Source organism: Mycobacterium sp., from assembly GCF_019247615.1.
GTDB lineage: Bacteria > Actinomycetota > Actinomycetes > Mycobacteriales > Mycobacteriaceae > Mycobacterium.
In genome coordinates, this window is sequence record NZ_JAFBAT010000076.1 from 1 (window position 1) to 16,145 (window position 16,145).

The window sequence follows — 16,145 nt, forward strand, 5'->3', positions numbered from 1 at the left end:
ATATGTGCGGCAGTTCAACGCGCCCCTGAGCCAAGTGGCGGGCATGTACAACACCCTGCAATCCGGGGTGGCCAGCGCCGAGCGGGTCTTCGAGCTGCTCGACGAGCCCGAGGAGCCGCCGGACCCGCGCCCGGCCTCCCCACAACCCCGGCCGCGGCCCGACGGCCGAGCCCCACGCAGCGGGGTACGTGTCGAGTTCGAGCACGTGAACTTCGCCTATCGGCCGGGCAGCCCTGTCATCCACGACCTGTCGCTGGTGGCCGAACCCGGCAGCACGGTGGCGATCGTCGGACCGACCGGAGCCGGCAAGACCACGATGGTGAATCTGTTGATGCGGTTCTACGACGTCGATTCCGGCCGGATACTGATCGACGGCACCGACATCACCACGGTCAGCAGGCAGTCCCTGCGCTCGCGAATCGGCATGGTGCTGCAGGACACCTGGCTCTTCGACGGGACGATCGCGGACAACATCGCCTACGGGCGGCCCGGCGCCAGCGAAGACGAGATCGTCGAAGCCGCCGAGGCGGCATATGTCGACCGGTTCGTCCACACCCTGCCGGCCGGCTACCAGACACGGGTCGGCGGCGACGGCGCCAACATCAGCGCCGGGGAGAAGCAACTGATCACCATCGCCCGCGCCTTCCTCGCCCGTCCGCAGCTGTTGATCCTCGACGAGGCGACCAGTTCGGTCGACACCCGCACCGAAACCCTGATCCAGGTCGCCATGCGCGAGCTACGCCAAGATCGAACGAGTTTCATTATCGCGCACCGGCTTTCGACCATCCACAATGCCGACCGGATCCTGGTGGTGGAGGCGGGCCGGATCGTCGAGCAGGGCAGCCATGCCGAACTGCTGTCCCGGCGGGGTGCCTACTACGCGATGACGAGGGTCTGAGCGTTACTTAACCGCCGCCGAGAAGCCGCCAAGAATTTATTAAGAATCCTTCAAGGGTGGCGCGCGATGCTGGGCACAACGAAAGAGCACAACCGGAAAGGATTACAACGATGTTTTCATTCCGCATCAGCACAGTTGCCACCACCACGATCGGCGCCGCCGCCATCGCGCTCGCTGCGTTCGCCGGGGCCGGAACGGCCGCGGCCAGCACGCCCGACGACACCTTCATCGCCCAGATGACGAGGCTGGGCGTCACCTTCAGCTCACCCCAGGAGGCCGTCCGGCAGGGCCACCAGGTCTGCACCAGGCTGGCCGCCGGCAAGACCGGGCTCGACGTCTTCCACGAAGTCCTCGGCCAGGGCCACCTGACCCCGAAGCAAGCGGCCCACTTGGTCATCGACGCGACCGACGCCTACTGCCCGGACCTCTCCGGCCAGCTCATGAGCAAGATCGCGTAGACAACTCGCCCAGGAATGGGGGATCCCGGTAACGGGGTCCCCCTTTCTCGTGAGAGCGGCAACCGCGAAACGCGCACCACACTTGCACGGCGCACACGACACGCCGCGGCGCATCGCCCTGAGGCAAGTCTCGGCGCGGGCGGGCCTTCGTATCAGAATGACAAGTCATGACGGACAGAAGTCTGGAATTCGGTCTGCTCGGACCGCTGGAGATGAGCGTTGACGGCACGCTCGTGCCGTTGGGCACGCCCAAACAACGCGCGGTGCTGGCCATGCTGCTGATGAACCGCAACAGCCCCGTGGGCGTCGATCGGCTCATCACGGCCCTGTGGGAGGGCTTGCCCCCGTCGGGGGCCAGGGCCAGCATCCACTCCTATGTGTCCAACCTGCGTAAGCTGCTCAGCGGCGTCGGGATCGACCCGCGGTTGGTGTTGGCGGCCGCGCCGCCGGGTTACCGGCTCAGCATTCCCGAAAACGCTTGCGATCTTGGGCGATTCATCGCCGACAAGACCGCGGGCGTGCACGCGGCCGCAGTCGGGCGATTCGAAGAGGCCAGCCGGCGCCTTTCGGCCGCGCTGGCGCAATGGCGGGGACAGGTGCTCGAGGACCTCATCGACTTTCAGTTCGTCGACGCATTCGCCACGTCGCTCGTGGAGGAAAAGATCGTGGTGCACACGGCAAGGGCGGAGGCCGAAATCGCTTGCGGACGGGCGTTCGACGTGATCACCGAGCTCGAGGCTCTGACGTTGGAGCACCCCTACCGCGAACCGCTGTGGGCGCAGCTGATCACCGCCTACTACATGACCGACCGCCAGTCCGACGCGCTGGCCGCCTACCGCCGCGTGAAAACCACCCTCGCCGAGGACCTCGGGATCGACCCCGGTCAGACACTGCGTGCCCTCAACGAGCGGATCTTGCGGCAGGAACCGCTGGACGTGAAGCAGTCGGCGCAGACCACGGCCGCCGGCACGGTCACCGCGCTCGATCAGCGCACCATGGTCTCCGGTCAGAAGGCCGTCGCGTACCTGCTCGACGCGTCGGGGCGCAGCTACCCGCTGCAGGCGGCGGCGACCCGGATCGGGCGCCTCAGCGACAACGACATCGTGCTCGACGGCGCGAACGTCAGCCGTCACCACGCGGTCATCGTCGACACGGGCACCAGCTACATCATCAACGATTTGCAGTCGGCGAACGGCATTCACGTGCAGCACCAGCGGATCCGCGCGGCCGCGACCCTGCACGACGGCGACCAGATCCGGATCTGTGACCATGAATTCACGTTCCAGATCGCCGCCGGCGACCGAAACGAGGCTTAGGCCGGCCGCCGCGCGCCCGCGACCCCCGACGTTGCTGGGCCGGAGGTTTGTGCGCGGCCGGCTCTGGTGCAAAGTGTTGATATGGTCGGCGGGTCCGGGGCAGGTTTGGCAGGCCTGAATGTGGAGGGCCAAGATGAGTGACGCGCGGGGCTCGCGGGTGGGTTCGATGTTTGGGCCCTATCACCTGAAGCGGCTGCTGGGCCGTGGCGGGATGGGTGAGGTCTACGAGGCCGAGAACACGGTCAAGGAGTGGCCGTGCGCCGTCAAGCTGATGACCGCGGAGTTCAGCAAGGACCCGGTGTTTCGCGAGCGGATGAAGCGCGAGGCGCGCATCTGCGGGCGTTTGCAGGAGCCCCACGTCGTGCCCATCCACGACTACGGCGAAATCGACGGGCAGATGTTCCTCGAGATGCGCCTGATCGACGGCACCGACCTGGACAGCGTGCTCAAACGCTACGGGCCGCTGACCCCGGCGCGCGCGGTGGCCATCATCTCCCAGATCGCCTCAGCGCTCGACGCCGCCCACGCCGCGGGGGTGATGCACCGCGACGTCAAACCCCCCAACGTCCTGATCACCCGCGACGACTTCGCCTACCTGGTCGACTTCGGCATCGCCAGCGCGACCACCGACGAGAAGCTCACCCAACTGGGCACCGCGGTGGGCACCTGGAAATACATGGCGCCCGAACGGTTTTCCGACGACGAGGTCACCTATCGCGCCGACATCTACGCACTGGCCTGCGTCCTGCACGAGTGCCTGACCGGCTCCCCGCCCTACGCATCCAGCAGCGCGGGCACCCTCGTCAGCTCCCACATGATGAGTCCCATCCCCCAACCCAGCAACGTGCGCCCGGGCGTTCCCAAGGCCTTTGACGCCGTCATCGCGCGCGGCATGGCCAAAAAACCCGAAGACCGCTACGCCAGCGCCGGAGACCTGGCCCTGGCCGCCCACGAAGCCCTCTCCGACCCCGACCAAGACCACGCCGCCGACATCGTCCGCCGCAGCCAGGAAGCCACCCTGTCCGGCCCCGCCGAACCCACTCCCGCCCTGGCCTCCACCGCGGCGGCGGCCCCCCCAGCAGGCGCCCAACCGGGCAACCAGCCGCCTCCGCCACCAACCCCTCCCCCGGGGACGCCCCAGTCCTGGGCCGGTCAACCCGGGACGCCCTACCAGCCGCCTCCCGGCGGCAACTGGGGCAGCCCACCCCAGACGCCCCCGCCCCACCAATTCGGGGGCCCCACACCGTGGAACCAGCCTCCGGCAAAGCCCAAACGCAGCCCCTGGCCCATCATCGCCGGGGCCGCCGCTCTGGTGGTCATTCTCGTCGTGGCCGTCGTGGGCATCTGGCTGGCAACGCGTGGCCGCAACACCGACAAGCCGCAGGCGCAGGGAACCACAACCAGCTCGACAACGGGAAAGAACTCCACGACCCCCTCGACACCGACGACCACCGCCACGGGCGGCGACCTGCAAAGCAATCTGCTCAGTTCGCTGCCAGCGGGTTACCCCGATGGCGCGTGCACGCCGACCACCCCGGCGGCGAACAGCATATGGATTCATGCGGTGGCCATGGTCGACTGCGATCAAAACACCAACCCGGGCGGCCCGTCGCGCGCCGTCTACGGGTTGTTCCCCAATGCCGACTCCCTGAAAAGGGCATTCGACGACGATGTCTCCGCTATGCAGCTGGCGAACTGTCCCGACGGTGGTTCCTCGCCCGAGACCTGGCACTACGACCAGACGCCGACGGAGATCGCCGGGATGCTGGCGTGCGGTACGTACAAGAACCACCCGAACCTGATCTGGAGCAACCAGGCCAAACTCGTGCTCAGCGATGTCTTCGGAGATCCCCCGACCATCGAGGCGCTGCACGGCTGGTGGGCCAAGTACGGGTGACGCCCAGTCGGCTGGCCTGGGACCACTGGGACCCCAGCACCTACTACCAGCGACTGATCCTGAACCGGCTCCCCCGGCGCTGCGGGCGAGTCCTCGACGTGGGTTGTGGCGCTGGATCATTTGCCGCGCGGCTGGCCGAGCGCGCCGAGCACGTCGACGCCGTCGACAAGTCGGCGGCGATGATCGATGCGGCCCGACGGCGAACACCGGCCAATGTCACGTGTATCCGCGCCGATGTTCTGCGGCTGCGACTGCCCGCGGAGAGCTACGACGCGATCGTGTCAATTACCGCCTTGCATCATGTGCCGCTCGGCGAGGCCCTGCGCCACCTGGCGCCGGCGCTGCGCCCGGGCGGCGTGCTGGCCGCGGTGGTCCTGCCGCGGGTGGACCTGCCGCGCGAGGCGGCCACCGAAGTTGTTGCGGCGGCGGCTTTTCGGGCGATGGGCGCGCTGTTCGCCGCACTCCGGGCGACGGGCTCGGGCGGCTGGTATGGGTTGGACCCGGCCAACGAGGCGATGCCGAAGGTGTTCGACGCGCCGCTGACGACCCGGCAGGCGCGCGAGGTCGCGGCCGCGACGCTGCCGGGTGCCAGGGTGCGCCGGCTGCTGTTCTGGCGTTACCTCCTGTGGTGGCGGCGGCCCGGCTAGCATCTTGATTGCTGAGTCGGGGCTCGCGGCTGGCCGCTCGGGTCGGAGGGTGTTGATATGGTCGGCGGGTCCGGGGTTGGTTTGGAGGGTCAGGGATGAGCGACGCGCAGGCCTCACGGGTGGGCTCGATGTTTGGGCCCTATCACCTAAAACGGCTGCTGGGCCGCGGTGGGATGGGTGAGGTCTACGAGGCCGAACACACCGTCAAGGAGTGGACGGTGGCGCTCAAGCTGATGTCGGACACCTTCAGCAAGGACCCGGTGTTTCGCGAGCGGATGAAGCGCGAGGCGCGCATCGCCGGCCGTTTGCAGGAGCCCCACGTGGTGCCCATCCACGACTACGGCGAGATCGACGGGCAAATGTTCATGGAGATGCGCCTGATCGAGGGCACCGACCTGGACAGCGTGCTCAAACGCTACGGCCCACTGACCCCCGCGCGCGCGGTGGCCATCATCACCCAGATCGCCTCGGCGCTCGACGCCGCCCACGCCGCGGGGGTGATGCACCGCGACGTCAAACCCCCCAACATCTTGGTCACCCGCGACGACTTCGCCTACCTGGTCGACTTCGGCATCGCCAGCGCGACCACCGACGAGAAGCCTACCCAACTGGGCACCGCGGTGGGCACTTGGAAATACATGGCGCCCGAACGGTTTTCCAACGAGGAAGTCACCTACCGCGCCGACATCTACGCACTCGCCTGCGTGCTGCACGAGGCGTTGACCGGATCCCCGCCCTATCGCGCAGACAGCGCCGGCACGCTGGTCAGCGCTCACCTGCTCAACCCGATCCCCAAGCCCAGCGACGTGCGGCCGGGCGTTCCCAAGGCCTTTGACGCCGTCATCGCGCGCGGCATGGCCAAAAAACCCGAAGACCGCTACGCCAGCGCCGGAGACCTGGCCCTGGCCGCCCACGAAGCCCTCTCCGACCCCGACCAAGACCACGCCGCCGACATCCTCCGCCGCAGCCAAGAAGCCACCGTGGCACCCACCGGGGGGGATCCCACCCTCACCGCCACCGCGCTGGCGCCGCCACCCGTGCCGGGCACCCGACCGGCCAGCAACTCACCCCCGACGACGCCCGCGCCGCCGATCGCGCAAGCTGCCCACGGCGCCCGTCGCTGGGCCCCCGACAGCGGGCCGCAGCCCGCGGCCGGGCAATCTGGTCCGCAGTATCAGCCGGCCCAAGGGGGCAACTGGGCCGGGCCGCCACAGGCACCCCAGACCCCGCCTCACCAATTCGGCGGCCCCACATCATGGAGCCAGCCGCCGGCCAAGTCCAAACGCAGTCCCTGGCCGATCATCGCCGCCGTCGCCGGTGTGGTGGTCGTCGTGTTCATCGGCCTGGTGGTGGTCGGGCTGCTCATCAAGCCGAAGAAGGCGCCGCCGCCTCCCGACCCGATAGCCGCGGACCGGCTCAGCTCGCTGCTGCTGAGCCCATCGGAGATCAACTCCGTCATGGGCGCCTCGAGCCTGGAGCCCGGCAACCCGATCACCTCGATGGACACCTCGTCTGAGACGCTGTCTTCGCCGGCCTGCCTCGGGGCGCTGTACACCAGCCAGGACTCCGTGTACACGGGCAGCGGCTACACCGGGTTGAGTGCACTGGTGTCCCACGAGCCGGGGGACAACTACGACCATTGGGTCAACCAGGCCGTCGTGGCCTTCCCGTCCGCCGACAAAGCCAAAGCCTTCCTGCAGAGTTCGGCGGACAAGTGGAAAAGCTGCGCCGGCAAGACGGTGACCGTGACGAACAAAGCCAAGACCTACAGGTGGACCTTTGCGCAAGTCAACGGCGGCCCACCGAAGATCACGCTGGCCGACACCCAGGAGGGCGCCGACGGCTGGGAGTGCCAGCGCGCGCTGGCTGTGGCGAACAACGTGATCGCCGACGTCAACGCGTGCGGATACCACATCAGCGATCAGGCCGACCAGATCACCGACAAGATCGTCGAGAAAACCAAGAACGAATAGCGAGCCGCAACGCCAAGCGGCGCCGCGGCTTCCGCCGGCAGGCGGCTATGACTGCAGGTCGGGCCCCTGCGCGCGCAGATCATCGACCGCCGACATGGCGTTGCGCAGCTTGGCCAGCCATTCCTCGGTGTGCTCGCCGACAAGTTTGACCGACCACGCAAGCGCATCGGCGCGCGACCGCGCCACCCCGGCGTCAACCAACGTGTCGAGCACCTGGCGTTCGGGTTGCTTCAGGCGCGTCATCACCGGAACGGCGATGTGCGTGAACAAGATTCGCTCGGTGCCATTTTGGGAGCCGCTTGGGGAACCGACTTCGACGCCCCAGGAGACCTTGCGGCCGTAGCGTTGCTCCGCTTCATCGGCGATGCGCATCCGTTCGGAGCGGGTTTCCTCCCGGAACCGCGACACCCTTCCGGCCGTCCGCGCCTCGCTCTCTTCTTCGCCGGAGCCCTCGGGCTCGGGCAGCTTTCCGATGACCGTGATCTCTTCGCGGTCGACGATCACCGTGGGATCGCCGTCGAACCAGGTTTCCGGGAGCCGTCCGGCGAACCATTCGGCGGCACCACTGGTGTCGGGTTGCTGGGCTTGCTGCCATCCCCCGGGACGGCCGTAACGCCGCCCGTGTGTGTGATGAGGTTTCATGATTACATAATTACACCGTTACAGGTGTAATTGAAGATCGTTCACCGCCGGCGAACGCGCGGAGAGTCGCGTCCGGCCGCAGACCCCGTTGATATGAGCTGATCGGAGCTGTATTTTGGGAACCGAAGCAGGCCCGGAAGCGATCAATTCGAAGCGCCGGAATTAGGGGTAGTGAGCCGGCCGCGTACGACAGAATCGTCAGACGCCCCCAAGAGTCGCCCGGGCCTGCCCTATGGTGTCGGTCGCCTGTTCAGCCGCTTGTTCAGTCGCTTGTTCAGGCGCCGTTTCCCCGGCGCAGCCGGTACAGCCTGACCTCGTTCTTGATGCCCTTGAGCCGGCGCGCGCCCGCAAAAGACCCGTGGAAGTGGCCGGTATGGCCGACGGCCTCCCAGACCGAATCCGCGACGAGCACCGTTCCCGCGCGCGCCACGCCGGTGATGCGGCTCGCGGCGTTGACCGGACTGCCGAACCAGTCGCCGGCGCGGCTCACCGCCATGCCGGACGCCACTCCCGCCCGCAATCGCGGGAAGTCGTTGTCGGTGTCCACGACGTCGACGAGCTTGAGGACGACATCGAGCAAGGGCGCCGGATCGGGACAGACCAGCATCACCGCGTCGCCGATCGTCTTGATGAACCGGACCGGCGGGGCGGTCAGGTCACGGGCGAGATGGGCCAGCCGGCCGGCGAGTTGGCCCAGCTCCTCGGGCGATACCACCTCGCCCAGCTTGGTGAAGCCGACCAGGTCCGCGAACGCGACGGTGACCTGACGCGCCCCCGGCAGCGGCTTGCCGGCCGCTCGCTCCCCGGCGGTGACCGCTTCGGTCTCCATCATGTGGCGCAGCTGCATGAACAGCATGTCCTTGATCGTCGGGCCGAGTTCCGGCGCGATTCGGCTCACCAGCTCCTTGGACCCTTGGGCGATCTGGAGCTCGGTTGCTCCCGGGCGAATGATCGCCGATAGCGCGGTATAGCGCATGACCTCTGCGGCGCGGGAGAGGCCCTCGGCGAGGACCCGCACGACGAGCACCATTTGATCCGGATCCAGCCCCAGCTCGACGAAGCGCTGCACGTGCGCGGCGGCCTCACCGTCGGCGCGCATGTGAACGACCGCATCCGGGTCGTCCACCCTGACCAGGCCGATAGCGCGCTGTATGCGCTGCAGCAGCTCCAGGTCGACGTTGTATTGCTCGCTGATCTCCCGGGAGGACACGTAGGTGCCGTCGTCGCCGATCAGGTGCCGGGTAGCCAACAGCAGCGGCGGGTTGGTTGCCCGGATCTCGTCGGCGGTGATGCCCTGCTCGAGCAGCCACCTTATGAGTTCAGCCCGCTCGGTGCGCGCGGTGCCCTCGAGGCCCTCGAGCAGTTCGTCGATGTTTTGATCGGCCGTGTCGTGCGAGGGGTCGTCCACCTGGTCAACGTACAACGTCTCAACCCGCTCGTTCGGCGGCCGTCAGAATGGAGGTGGCTCCTCTTCGGTGGCCAACGGCACCACCCCGAAGCCAGTCTGGGGAGAACCGCCGGAAAGCGCAAGCGGCTCCCCCAGATAGAACCGCGCGACGATGTCGGCCGCCACCGATGTCAATATCCGCTGAGTGCAACCTGGGTTCCGTTGCGCCACACGGCTTTCACGTCGAGAAGTCCCGCGAGGTCGTTATCCAAACCGGGGGCGACCGCCAGGAGATCGGCGTCGTAGCCCGGCGCGATACGGCCCTTGCGATGGCCCAGCCCACAGCTGGCGGCGGCGGTGGCGGTGGCGCCGGTAAGCACCTCGGTCGCGGTGAAGCCGTTCCGGGACAGGTCCGCCAGCTCCACCGGCAGCACGCCATGGGGCTTTTCGGGGTCGACACCGGCATCGGTGGACAAGACGACACGCGCGCCAGAATCCATGAGGGAACGGATGTTTCGCCTTACGTCCCGAACCAAGGCCGCGATGTCCGCCGGCATCCCGGGAACCACCCGAGGGATCGTGACACCGCACCAGACGCCTTGGCCGACAATCGATTTGACAACCTCGGGGCTGGCGGTGACGCCACTTTCGGTGAGGAAGGTGCAGTGTTCGATCCCATCCACACCGGCGGCGACCGCGGCGGCGATTCCTGCGGTGGCGTGTGCGTGCGCGGTCACCGGGAGACCCACTCGATGGGCCGCCTCGACCAGGGCTGCCAATTGATCGACGGTGTACTGCGGCCGACATGGATCGGTTCCGGTGGTGGTGAACCCGCCGGTGGCCATCACCTTGATCCAGTCCACTTTCCGCGCGGCCCACTCGTTGACGGCGTCAACCAACGCCTCGGCAGTATCGGCCTGGCCACCGAGAAACCAGCAATGCCCGCCGCTACGGGTCAGGGGCGGCCCGGAGACGAGAAGTTCGGGCCCCAGCGTGGTCCCCCGCCGGTACTCCTCCCGCAGCGCCAGGGTCGCGAAGTCTCGGTCACCGAGATCGCGGATCGTGGTGATCCCAGACCGCAGCGCGGCCTCGGCGTGCCGCCGTGCCCGCCCGAGCAGCGCTTCGTACGAGTCGCCCGCAAGCGCTTCCGGCTCACCGCCCGGTTCCCAACACAAATGCGAATGCGCGTCCACCAGCCCGGGCAACAACGCCGACTCGCCTAGATCAACCAGCGTCGTGTCAGGCGGAACGCGGGCCCCTTCGAGATCGACCGCGCTGATCCGACCGTCCTCGACCACGATGAGTACTGGTCCGTCGTGAAACCGGTAGCCGTCGAAGATCTGATCGGCGCGAATCGCGATCCGTCGCATGTCATCAGCAAAGATACGCTTGCAATGACCGCACCCATGCGGGGATTCCCGCCGACCGTCGACGGCAATGCCAGGGCGCTGATCCTCGGCTCGTTCGCGATCGATTCGCCCCGGTCTGCCGGTTCGGCGTTGGCCGACACAGCCATTCGTGGAACGTGCCTACCGACTGCGAAGCACCCATTCCGTTGCCGACGGGATGTATGTCGCGCTCGCCGAAGGATTGTCGGCTCCCCTGCTGACGTGTGACGAGCGACTCGCTGAGTCGCACGGTCACGAGGCCGACATCGAACTGATCGCCTGACACATCTCATGAAACCGGCGGGCGCCGGTGGGCCCACGGGCGCGCGGCCTCGATCTGCGCCGACAGCGACAACAACGTCGCCTCGTCGTAGGGGCGCCCGACAAGCTGCACGCCGATCGGCAAGCCGTCGCCATCGAAGTCCCAGGGCACGGCGGCCGCCGGCTGTCCGGTCAAGTTCCAGATCTGCTGGTAAGGGACCCGCTGGGCCACCGCCAACAGCGTCCAGATCGCACCCCGGCGCTGGTAGGCGCCGATGCGGGACGGGCCCGTGGCGTTGCCCGGAGTGATCAGGACGTCGACGTCGTCGAAGATGGACTGAATGCGAGCGGTCAGCGCCGGCTCCGCGGCGCGCACCGCGTCCATCCGCCGGTCGGAGAAGACGGCACCGGCGCGTGCCAGGTTGCGGGTGCGCGCTTCGAGACGTTCCGGATGTGCCTGCGCGTCCGCGTCGTCGCAGATGCCGCGCAAGTATCGCGGCAGGTAGTTGGCGATGACCGCCGAGGGCGGGTATTCGGGGTCACGATGGATGACCTCGTGGCCCAGCTCGCGAAGCAATGCGCCGGCCTGGTCGACCGCCGCCAGCTGTTCCCTGCCGATCCGGATGATGGGCAGGGGCATTGGGACCTTGGTGCTCAAGGCAATTCGCAGCCGGCCGGGGTGGCGCGCCGCCGCTTCCACGAACTCGCCACTCGCGCCGGACACTTCGGAAAACGCGGCCGTCACATCCAGGAACAACGCCGCATCGATCACCGAACGGGCGAGCGGGCCGTTCACGCTCAGCCCATACCAGGCCTCGTCGTGCGGCTCCAGGGGCACGCGATCGCGCTGCGGTTTAAGGCCGAACACGCCACACCAGTTTGCCGGGATCCGTATCGAGCCGCCGCCGTCGGATCCCAGGGCCAGCGGAGCCAGCCCGGCGGCCACCGCGGCCGCGCTGCCGCCGCTGCTACCGCCCGGGGTGCGCTTGGGGTTCCACGGGTTTCGGGTCGCGCCGAACGTCAGCGACTCGGTGTAGGGAAACATCATCAGCTCGGGCACATTCGTCTTGCCGATGATGACGGCGCCGGCCGCCCGCAGGCGCCGAACCACCTCCCCGTCGGCGGTCACCGCAGGGCGATGTCCACCACTGCCGTACGTCGTCACCTCGCCGGCGACGTCGACATCATCCTTTATCGCGATCGGCACGCCCAGCAGCGGCAGCCGCTCGCCCGCGTCCAGCCGATCCTGCGCCGCATAGGCCTCCTCGCGCGCACCGTCGTAGCGCACTACGCGAAAGGCGCGCAGTTCGCTGTCGAGGCGCTCGATCCGTTCCAGGTACACCTCGAGGAGGGTTGGCGCGGTGACTTCGCCGTCCGCCAGCATGCGCGCCTGTGCGGCCGCGCCGGCAAAGGCGAGATCGCGGGAGTCCACCGCCGCAGCCTACTGAAATACTGCTGAAATGCACGACAGCACCTTCGATCTGTTGACGGAAGAACAGCTTCGCGGCCGCGACACGATCAAGTGGAACCTCTTCGAGCCCGGCGTGTTGCCACTATGGGTGGCGGAGATGGATTTTCCGACGGCACCGGCGGTGCTCGACGGGATACGGGCATGCATCGAGAACGAGGAATTCGGCTACCCGCGCTTCAACGAGGACACCTTGCCCGTGGCGACCGCCGAGTGGTGTCGGCAACGTTATGGATGGCCCGTCCAACCCGACTGGGTGCGCGTGGTTCCCGATGTCCTCAAGGGGATGGAAGTCGTCATCAACTTCCACACCCGGCCGGAAAGTCCGGTTGCGTTGCCCGTTCCCGCGTACATGCCGTTCTTCGACGTCCTGCACGTCACCGGTCGCCAACGAGTGGAAATCCCTATGGTTCAACAGGATTCAGGACGTTACCTGCCGGACCTGGACGCCCTCGAGGCCGCGTTCGTCCGTGGGGCGGGGTCGGTGATTCTCTGCAATCCGAACAATCCGCTGGGCACCGCGTTCAGCGCAGCCGAATTGCGCGCGGTCGTGGACATCGCCGCCCGCCACGGTGCCCGGGTCATCGCAGACGAGATCTGGGGACCCGTCGTCTACGGACGGCGCCATGTCCCCGCCGCCTCGGTCTCCGACGCGGCCGCCGAAACGGTGGTGACGCTGGTGTCGGCCTCGAAGGGCTGGAACCTGCCCGGTCTGATGTGCGCGCAGGTGATCCTGTGCAACCGCCGCGACGCCGACGACTGGGACCGGATCAACATGCTGCACCGGATGGGCACGTCGACCGTCGGAATCCGTGCCAACATCGCCGCCTACCAACACGGCGCGCCGTGGCTGGACAAGCTGCTCGAGTATTTGCGGGCAAACCGCGACCACCTGGTGCACGCCCTGCCGAAGTCGGTTCCCGGGGTCAAGGTCACTTCCCCCGAGGGCACCTACCTCTCCTGGGTCGACTTCCGGGCGCTCAACCTGCCGACCGAACCGGCGGAGTTCCTGCTGGCGAAGGCGAGGGTGGCGCTCTCCCCCGGCATCCCGTTCGGCGCTGCGGTGGGCTCTGGTTTCGCGCGGCTGAACTTCGGCACCACGCGGGAGATCCTCGACCGGGCGATCGAGGCGATCGCCGCCGCGGTACCGCGCTGACGGTAGCGTGAGCGACATGCCCTGCGTGTTCTGTGCGATCGCCGCCGGGGAAGCTCCGGCCATCCGGATCTACGAAGACGACGGCTACCTGGCCATCCTCGACATCCGCCCGTTCACCCGCGGGCACACGCTGGTCCTGCCCAGGCGGCACACCGTGGACCTGACCGACACCCCGTCACAGACACTTGCCGAGATGATCACCATCGGCCAACGCATCGCGCGCGCCGCCCGCGCCACGGAATTGGCCGACGCGACGAATATCGCGATTAACGACGGTCGCGCCGCTTTCCAGACCGTCTCGCACATCCACCTGCACGTGCTGCCGAGGCGCAACGGCGACAAGCTCACGGTGGCCAAGGGCATGCTGCTGCGCCGCGACCCCGACCGGGAGACCACCGGGCGGCTCCTGCGGGAGGCGCTGGCCCGGATCGACGCGAGTCAGTAATACTGGGCGAATGGCGTTTCCGTCTTGGTTTGAGCAGGGCTTGCTACCGCAGGTGCTGCGCGTGCACGACACGGTCTACCGAAAGTCGAACGGCTGGATCGGGCATCGCACGCTGCTGATACCCAGCCTGCTGCTGCACACCGTCGGCGCCAAGACCGGCATGCCGCGAACCACGTCGCTGACGTATGCGCGCGACGGCGACGACTACCTGATCGTCGCCTCCAAGGGCGGCGACCCGCGCGCACCCGGCTGGTATCACAACCTGCGTAAGAACCCGAACGTCGAAATCAACGTCGGGCCAAGGCGTTTCGCCGTCGCTGCCCGGCCGGTGCTGCCCGGAGACACCGACTACGCGCGGCTGTGGCAGATCGTCAACAAGAACAACGGCAACCGCTACGCCGCCTACCAGAAGAAGACGTCGCGGCCCATTCCGGTTGTCGTCCTCACTCCGCATTAACCGGGAACCGCCAGTAGCGGTTTATCCTCTTTAGCGAGGTGAGGTTCCTGTTTCCTCACCGTCGGGATCGGCTGGAGTGGCCATGAAGCCCTGCACGGGTAATCCGTGGCGGCGATTCGGGCTGCCCGCGTACGTCGGGTGGCTCGTCGCGGGGCTCTACGGTGTCGGGATATCCCTGATCGTCGCGGACTGGATCTTCGGGTGGCAGAGCCCTCACGGGCCTCGGCCTCTCTACCAGGCGGTATCGATTCCGAGTTTGGCGTTCGCGACGGGATGTGCGGGCTATGCGGCTCGCTGGTCGGTGGGCCGCCACCGATTTGGGTGGCTGGCGCTGGTGACCGCCTTGCTTGCCTTGGTGGTGGGTCAGATTATCTGGGCGGTCTACGACGTGCGTTCGGACTTCCAGCACGCCAGTAACCCGTCCGCGGACGAGGCGGTGTTCAGCCTCTATCCCATCGGCGCGTTGGCCGCGTTGGTGCTGTTGTCCCCTGTCTCTCGCCGTACCCCTCGGCGGCTGCTGCTGGACGGCCTCATCGTCGCGACGTCGCTGTTCATCATCGCCTGGGTGTTTGTCGTCGACAGGCAACTTCGGGAGAACAGTGGCTCCCGCATGGTGACCCTCGGTCAGGTCTTCGCCGACATCACCTTGGCGACGACGGCGCTCCTGATACTGTCGCGAGCCCATCCCACCGGCTGGCCCAGCTTGCGACTGCTGGCCGGCGGAATCGGAATCATCGCCGTCGCCGACATGGTGATGGTGTTCGCGACCGGGTTCGGCAGCTATCACGACAGTGACCCGGCCGACGTGGCGCGGCTGGCGGGCATGGCAATGATGGCGCTGGCCGCGCTGTCAAGCCGCAACACGTCCCCCGCCGCTGGCTCACCGGACGTAACTCCGTCCCGCACCAGGCTGTGGTTGCCGTACTTGCCGCTGCTGCTGGCCGCCGCCGTCGGATTGGGTCGCGCGGTGGGCCAGATGCGTCACGGCCCGATGCTTGCCGCGCTGGGAATCCTGGTGGCGGCGGTGCTCGTCCGGCAGTTCTTGGTGCTCGTCGAGAACCAGGGCTTGTTGGCCGAAGTGGCCCGGGAAGCCTTTCGCGACAGCCTTACCGGTCTGGCCAATCGGGCGCTCTTCCTGGATCGAATGGAAAAAGCTGTGGCCCAGTTGGATCATGGAACCGCGCCGATTTCGGTGTTGTGCCTCGATCTGGACAACTTCAAGTCGGTCAACGACGCCCTGGGTCATCCGGCCGGCGACGAGCTGCTGGTCCGCGTCGCCGAGCGGCTCACCGCTTCGGTGGGCGACACGGGCACCGTCGCCCGCCTTGGCGGTGACGAATTCGCCGTCCTCGTCGAGGGTTCCGTCGAGGCGGGCGAAGCGGCGGCGCATCAAGTCCTCAACGCCTTCGACACCGCGATCCTGATCGAGGGCGTTCCGATCGAGGTGCGACCGAGCATCGGTCTCACGGCGGCGACGGCCAACTCGAACTGCACCGTCGACCAGCTCCTGCGACACGCGGACTTGGCCATGTATGCCGCCAAACGAGAAGGCGGCCAATGTGTTCGCAGCTTCATGCCGGGTGTGGCGTGTCCGACCGCAGTGACGCCACTAGGTGATTCGACCGCCGGCCCGCAGACGTCGACACGGACGCCGCAACCGGCGCCTGAAGCGGTGGCCGCGCCGCCGCCCCAGACAGACTATGCGCCCGGCAGCGTTCGGTGGCCTCCTCCGGTCATCCGGAAGGCGTTGGC

15 protein-coding genes and 1 pseudogene are annotated in these 16,145 nt (G+C 67.5%); 11 read left to right on the top strand and 5 right to left on the bottom strand.

The annotated features are described in order from the left end of the window. The 6 genes from JO059_RS05230 to JO059_RS05255 all read left to right on the top strand — a co-directional run. Positions 1 to 898 (top strand): ATP-binding cassette domain-containing protein (locus JO059_RS05230; RefSeq protein ID WP_293315048.1); only part of this gene is annotated, 898 nt, incomplete at its 5' end. 110 nt (positions 899 to 1,008) lie between these two features. After that, entirely contained in the window at positions 1,009 to 1,356 is a 348-nt protein-coding gene (locus JO059_RS05235) for a DUF732 domain-containing protein (protein WP_293315049.1), read from the top strand. Between the two features lie 167 nt (positions 1,357 to 1,523). Further along, positions 1,524 to 2,672, top strand: coding sequence for an ATPase/transcriptional regulator EmbR (gene embR / locus JO059_RS05240; protein ID WP_293315050.1), 1,149 nt, complete (start codon positions 1,524 to 1,526; stop codon positions 2,670 to 2,672). Between the two features lie 133 nt (positions 2,673 to 2,805). After that, positions 2,806 to 4,569, top strand: a complete 1,764-nt coding sequence (locus tag JO059_RS05245) for a serine/threonine-protein kinase (protein ID WP_293315051.1) — start codon at positions 2,806 to 2,808, stop codon at positions 4,567 to 4,569. Next, a complete protein-coding gene (locus JO059_RS05250; RefSeq protein ID WP_293315052.1) occupies positions 4,566 to 5,216 on the top strand; it encodes a class I SAM-dependent methyltransferase in 651 nt (216 codons plus the stop codon). Before JO059_RS05245 ends, JO059_RS05250 begins: the two co-directional genes overlap by 4 nt. 95 nt (positions 5,217 to 5,311) lie before the next feature. Next, on the top strand, positions 5,312 to 7,189 hold the full coding sequence (locus tag JO059_RS05255) for a sensor domain-containing protein (protein WP_293315053.1): 1,878 nt from the start codon (positions 5,312 to 5,314) through the stop codon (positions 7,187 to 7,189). 45 nt (positions 7,190 to 7,234) lie between these two features. Here JO059_RS05255 and JO059_RS05260 read toward each other — a convergent pair whose 3' ends face one another. From JO059_RS05260 to JO059_RS05275, 4 genes are all read right to left on the bottom strand, one after another. Then, a complete protein-coding gene (locus tag JO059_RS05260; protein WP_293315054.1) occupies positions 7,235 to 7,831 on the bottom strand; it encodes a hypothetical protein in 597 nt (198 codons plus the stop codon). A gap of 274 nt (positions 7,832 to 8,105) precedes the next feature. Next, positions 8,106 to 9,239, bottom strand: a complete 1,134-nt coding sequence (locus JO059_RS05265) for an adenylate/guanylate cyclase domain-containing protein (RefSeq protein ID WP_293315055.1) — start codon at positions 9,237 to 9,239, stop codon at positions 8,106 to 8,108. Positions 9,240 to 9,281: 42 nt separating this feature from the next. After that, on the bottom strand, positions 9,282 to 9,404 hold the full coding sequence (locus JO059_RS05270) for a hypothetical protein (protein WP_293315056.1): 123 nt from the start codon (positions 9,402 to 9,404) through the stop codon (positions 9,282 to 9,284). Between the two features lie 5 nt (positions 9,405 to 9,409). Further along, positions 9,410 to 10,588: an amidohydrolase family protein gene (locus JO059_RS05275; RefSeq protein ID WP_293315057.1), complete on the bottom strand. Its 1,179-nt coding sequence runs from the start codon at positions 10,586 to 10,588 to the stop codon at positions 9,410 to 9,412. Between the two features lie 115 nt (positions 10,589 to 10,703). Here JO059_RS05275 and JO059_RS05280 point away from each other — a divergent pair. Further along, positions 10,704 to 10,889 (top strand): annotated as a pseudogene (locus JO059_RS05280) (VapC toxin family PIN domain ribonuclease); the annotation flags it as partial. Positions 10,890 to 10,895: 6 nt separating this feature from the next. Here the strand turns inward: JO059_RS05280 and JO059_RS05285 are convergent. Beyond that, entirely contained in the window at positions 10,896 to 12,299 is a 1,404-nt protein-coding gene (locus JO059_RS05285) for an amidase (RefSeq protein ID WP_293315058.1), read from the bottom strand. A gap of 28 nt (positions 12,300 to 12,327) precedes the next feature. Here JO059_RS05285 and JO059_RS05290 point away from each other — a divergent pair, with 28 nt between their 5' ends. The 4 genes from JO059_RS05290 to JO059_RS05305 form a co-directional block, all read left to right on the top strand. After that, positions 12,328 to 13,491, top strand: coding sequence for a MalY/PatB family protein (locus tag JO059_RS05290; RefSeq protein ID WP_293315059.1), 1,164 nt, complete (start codon positions 12,328 to 12,330; stop codon positions 13,489 to 13,491). 16 nt (positions 13,492 to 13,507) lie between these two features. Continuing rightward, positions 13,508 to 13,936: an HIT family protein gene (locus JO059_RS05295; RefSeq protein WP_293315062.1), complete on the top strand. Its 429-nt coding sequence runs from the start codon at positions 13,508 to 13,510 to the stop codon at positions 13,934 to 13,936. Positions 13,937 to 13,946: 10 nt separating this feature from the next. Continuing rightward, positions 13,947 to 14,393, top strand: coding sequence for a nitroreductase family deazaflavin-dependent oxidoreductase (locus JO059_RS05300; protein WP_293315060.1), 447 nt, complete (start codon positions 13,947 to 13,949; stop codon positions 14,391 to 14,393). An 82-nt stretch (positions 14,394 to 14,475) separates the two neighbouring features. After that, on the top strand, positions 14,476 to 16,145 hold a 1,670-nt coding region (locus JO059_RS05305; protein ID WP_293315061.1), incomplete at its 3' end, for a GGDEF domain-containing protein.

What these genes read in the sequence shown, in the direction of transcription:
- JO059_RS05245 (WP_293315051.1), top strand. Translation starts at nt 2,806, where the DNA reads ATGAGTGACGCGCGGGGCTCGCGGGTGGGTTCGATGTTTGGGCCCTAT.
- JO059_RS05235 (WP_293315049.1), top strand. Translation starts at nt 1,009, where the DNA reads ATGTTTTCATTCCGCATCAGCACAGTTGCCACCACCACGATCGGCGCC.
- JO059_RS05295 (WP_293315062.1), top strand. Translation starts at nt 13,508, where the DNA reads ATGCCCTGCGTGTTCTGTGCGATCGCCGCCGGGGAAGCTCCGGCCATC.
- JO059_RS05260 (WP_293315054.1), bottom strand. Translation starts at nt 7,831, where the DNA reads ATGAAACCTCATCACACACACGGGCGGCGTTACGGCCGTCCCGGGGGA.
- JO059_RS05290 (WP_293315059.1), top strand. Translation starts at nt 12,328, where the DNA reads ATGCACGACAGCACCTTCGATCTGTTGACGGAAGAACAGCTTCGCGGC.
- JO059_RS05255 (WP_293315053.1), top strand. Translation starts at nt 5,312, where the DNA reads ATGAGCGACGCGCAGGCCTCACGGGTGGGCTCGATGTTTGGGCCCTAT.
- embR (WP_293315050.1), top strand. Translation starts at nt 1,524, where the DNA reads ATGACGGACAGAAGTCTGGAATTCGGTCTGCTCGGACCGCTGGAGATG.
- JO059_RS05275 (WP_293315057.1), bottom strand. Translation starts at nt 10,588, where the DNA reads ATGCGACGGATCGCGATTCGCGCCGATCAGATCTTCGACGGCTACCGG.
- JO059_RS05300 (WP_293315060.1), top strand. Translation starts at nt 13,947, where the DNA reads ATGGCGTTTCCGTCTTGGTTTGAGCAGGGCTTGCTACCGCAGGTGCTG.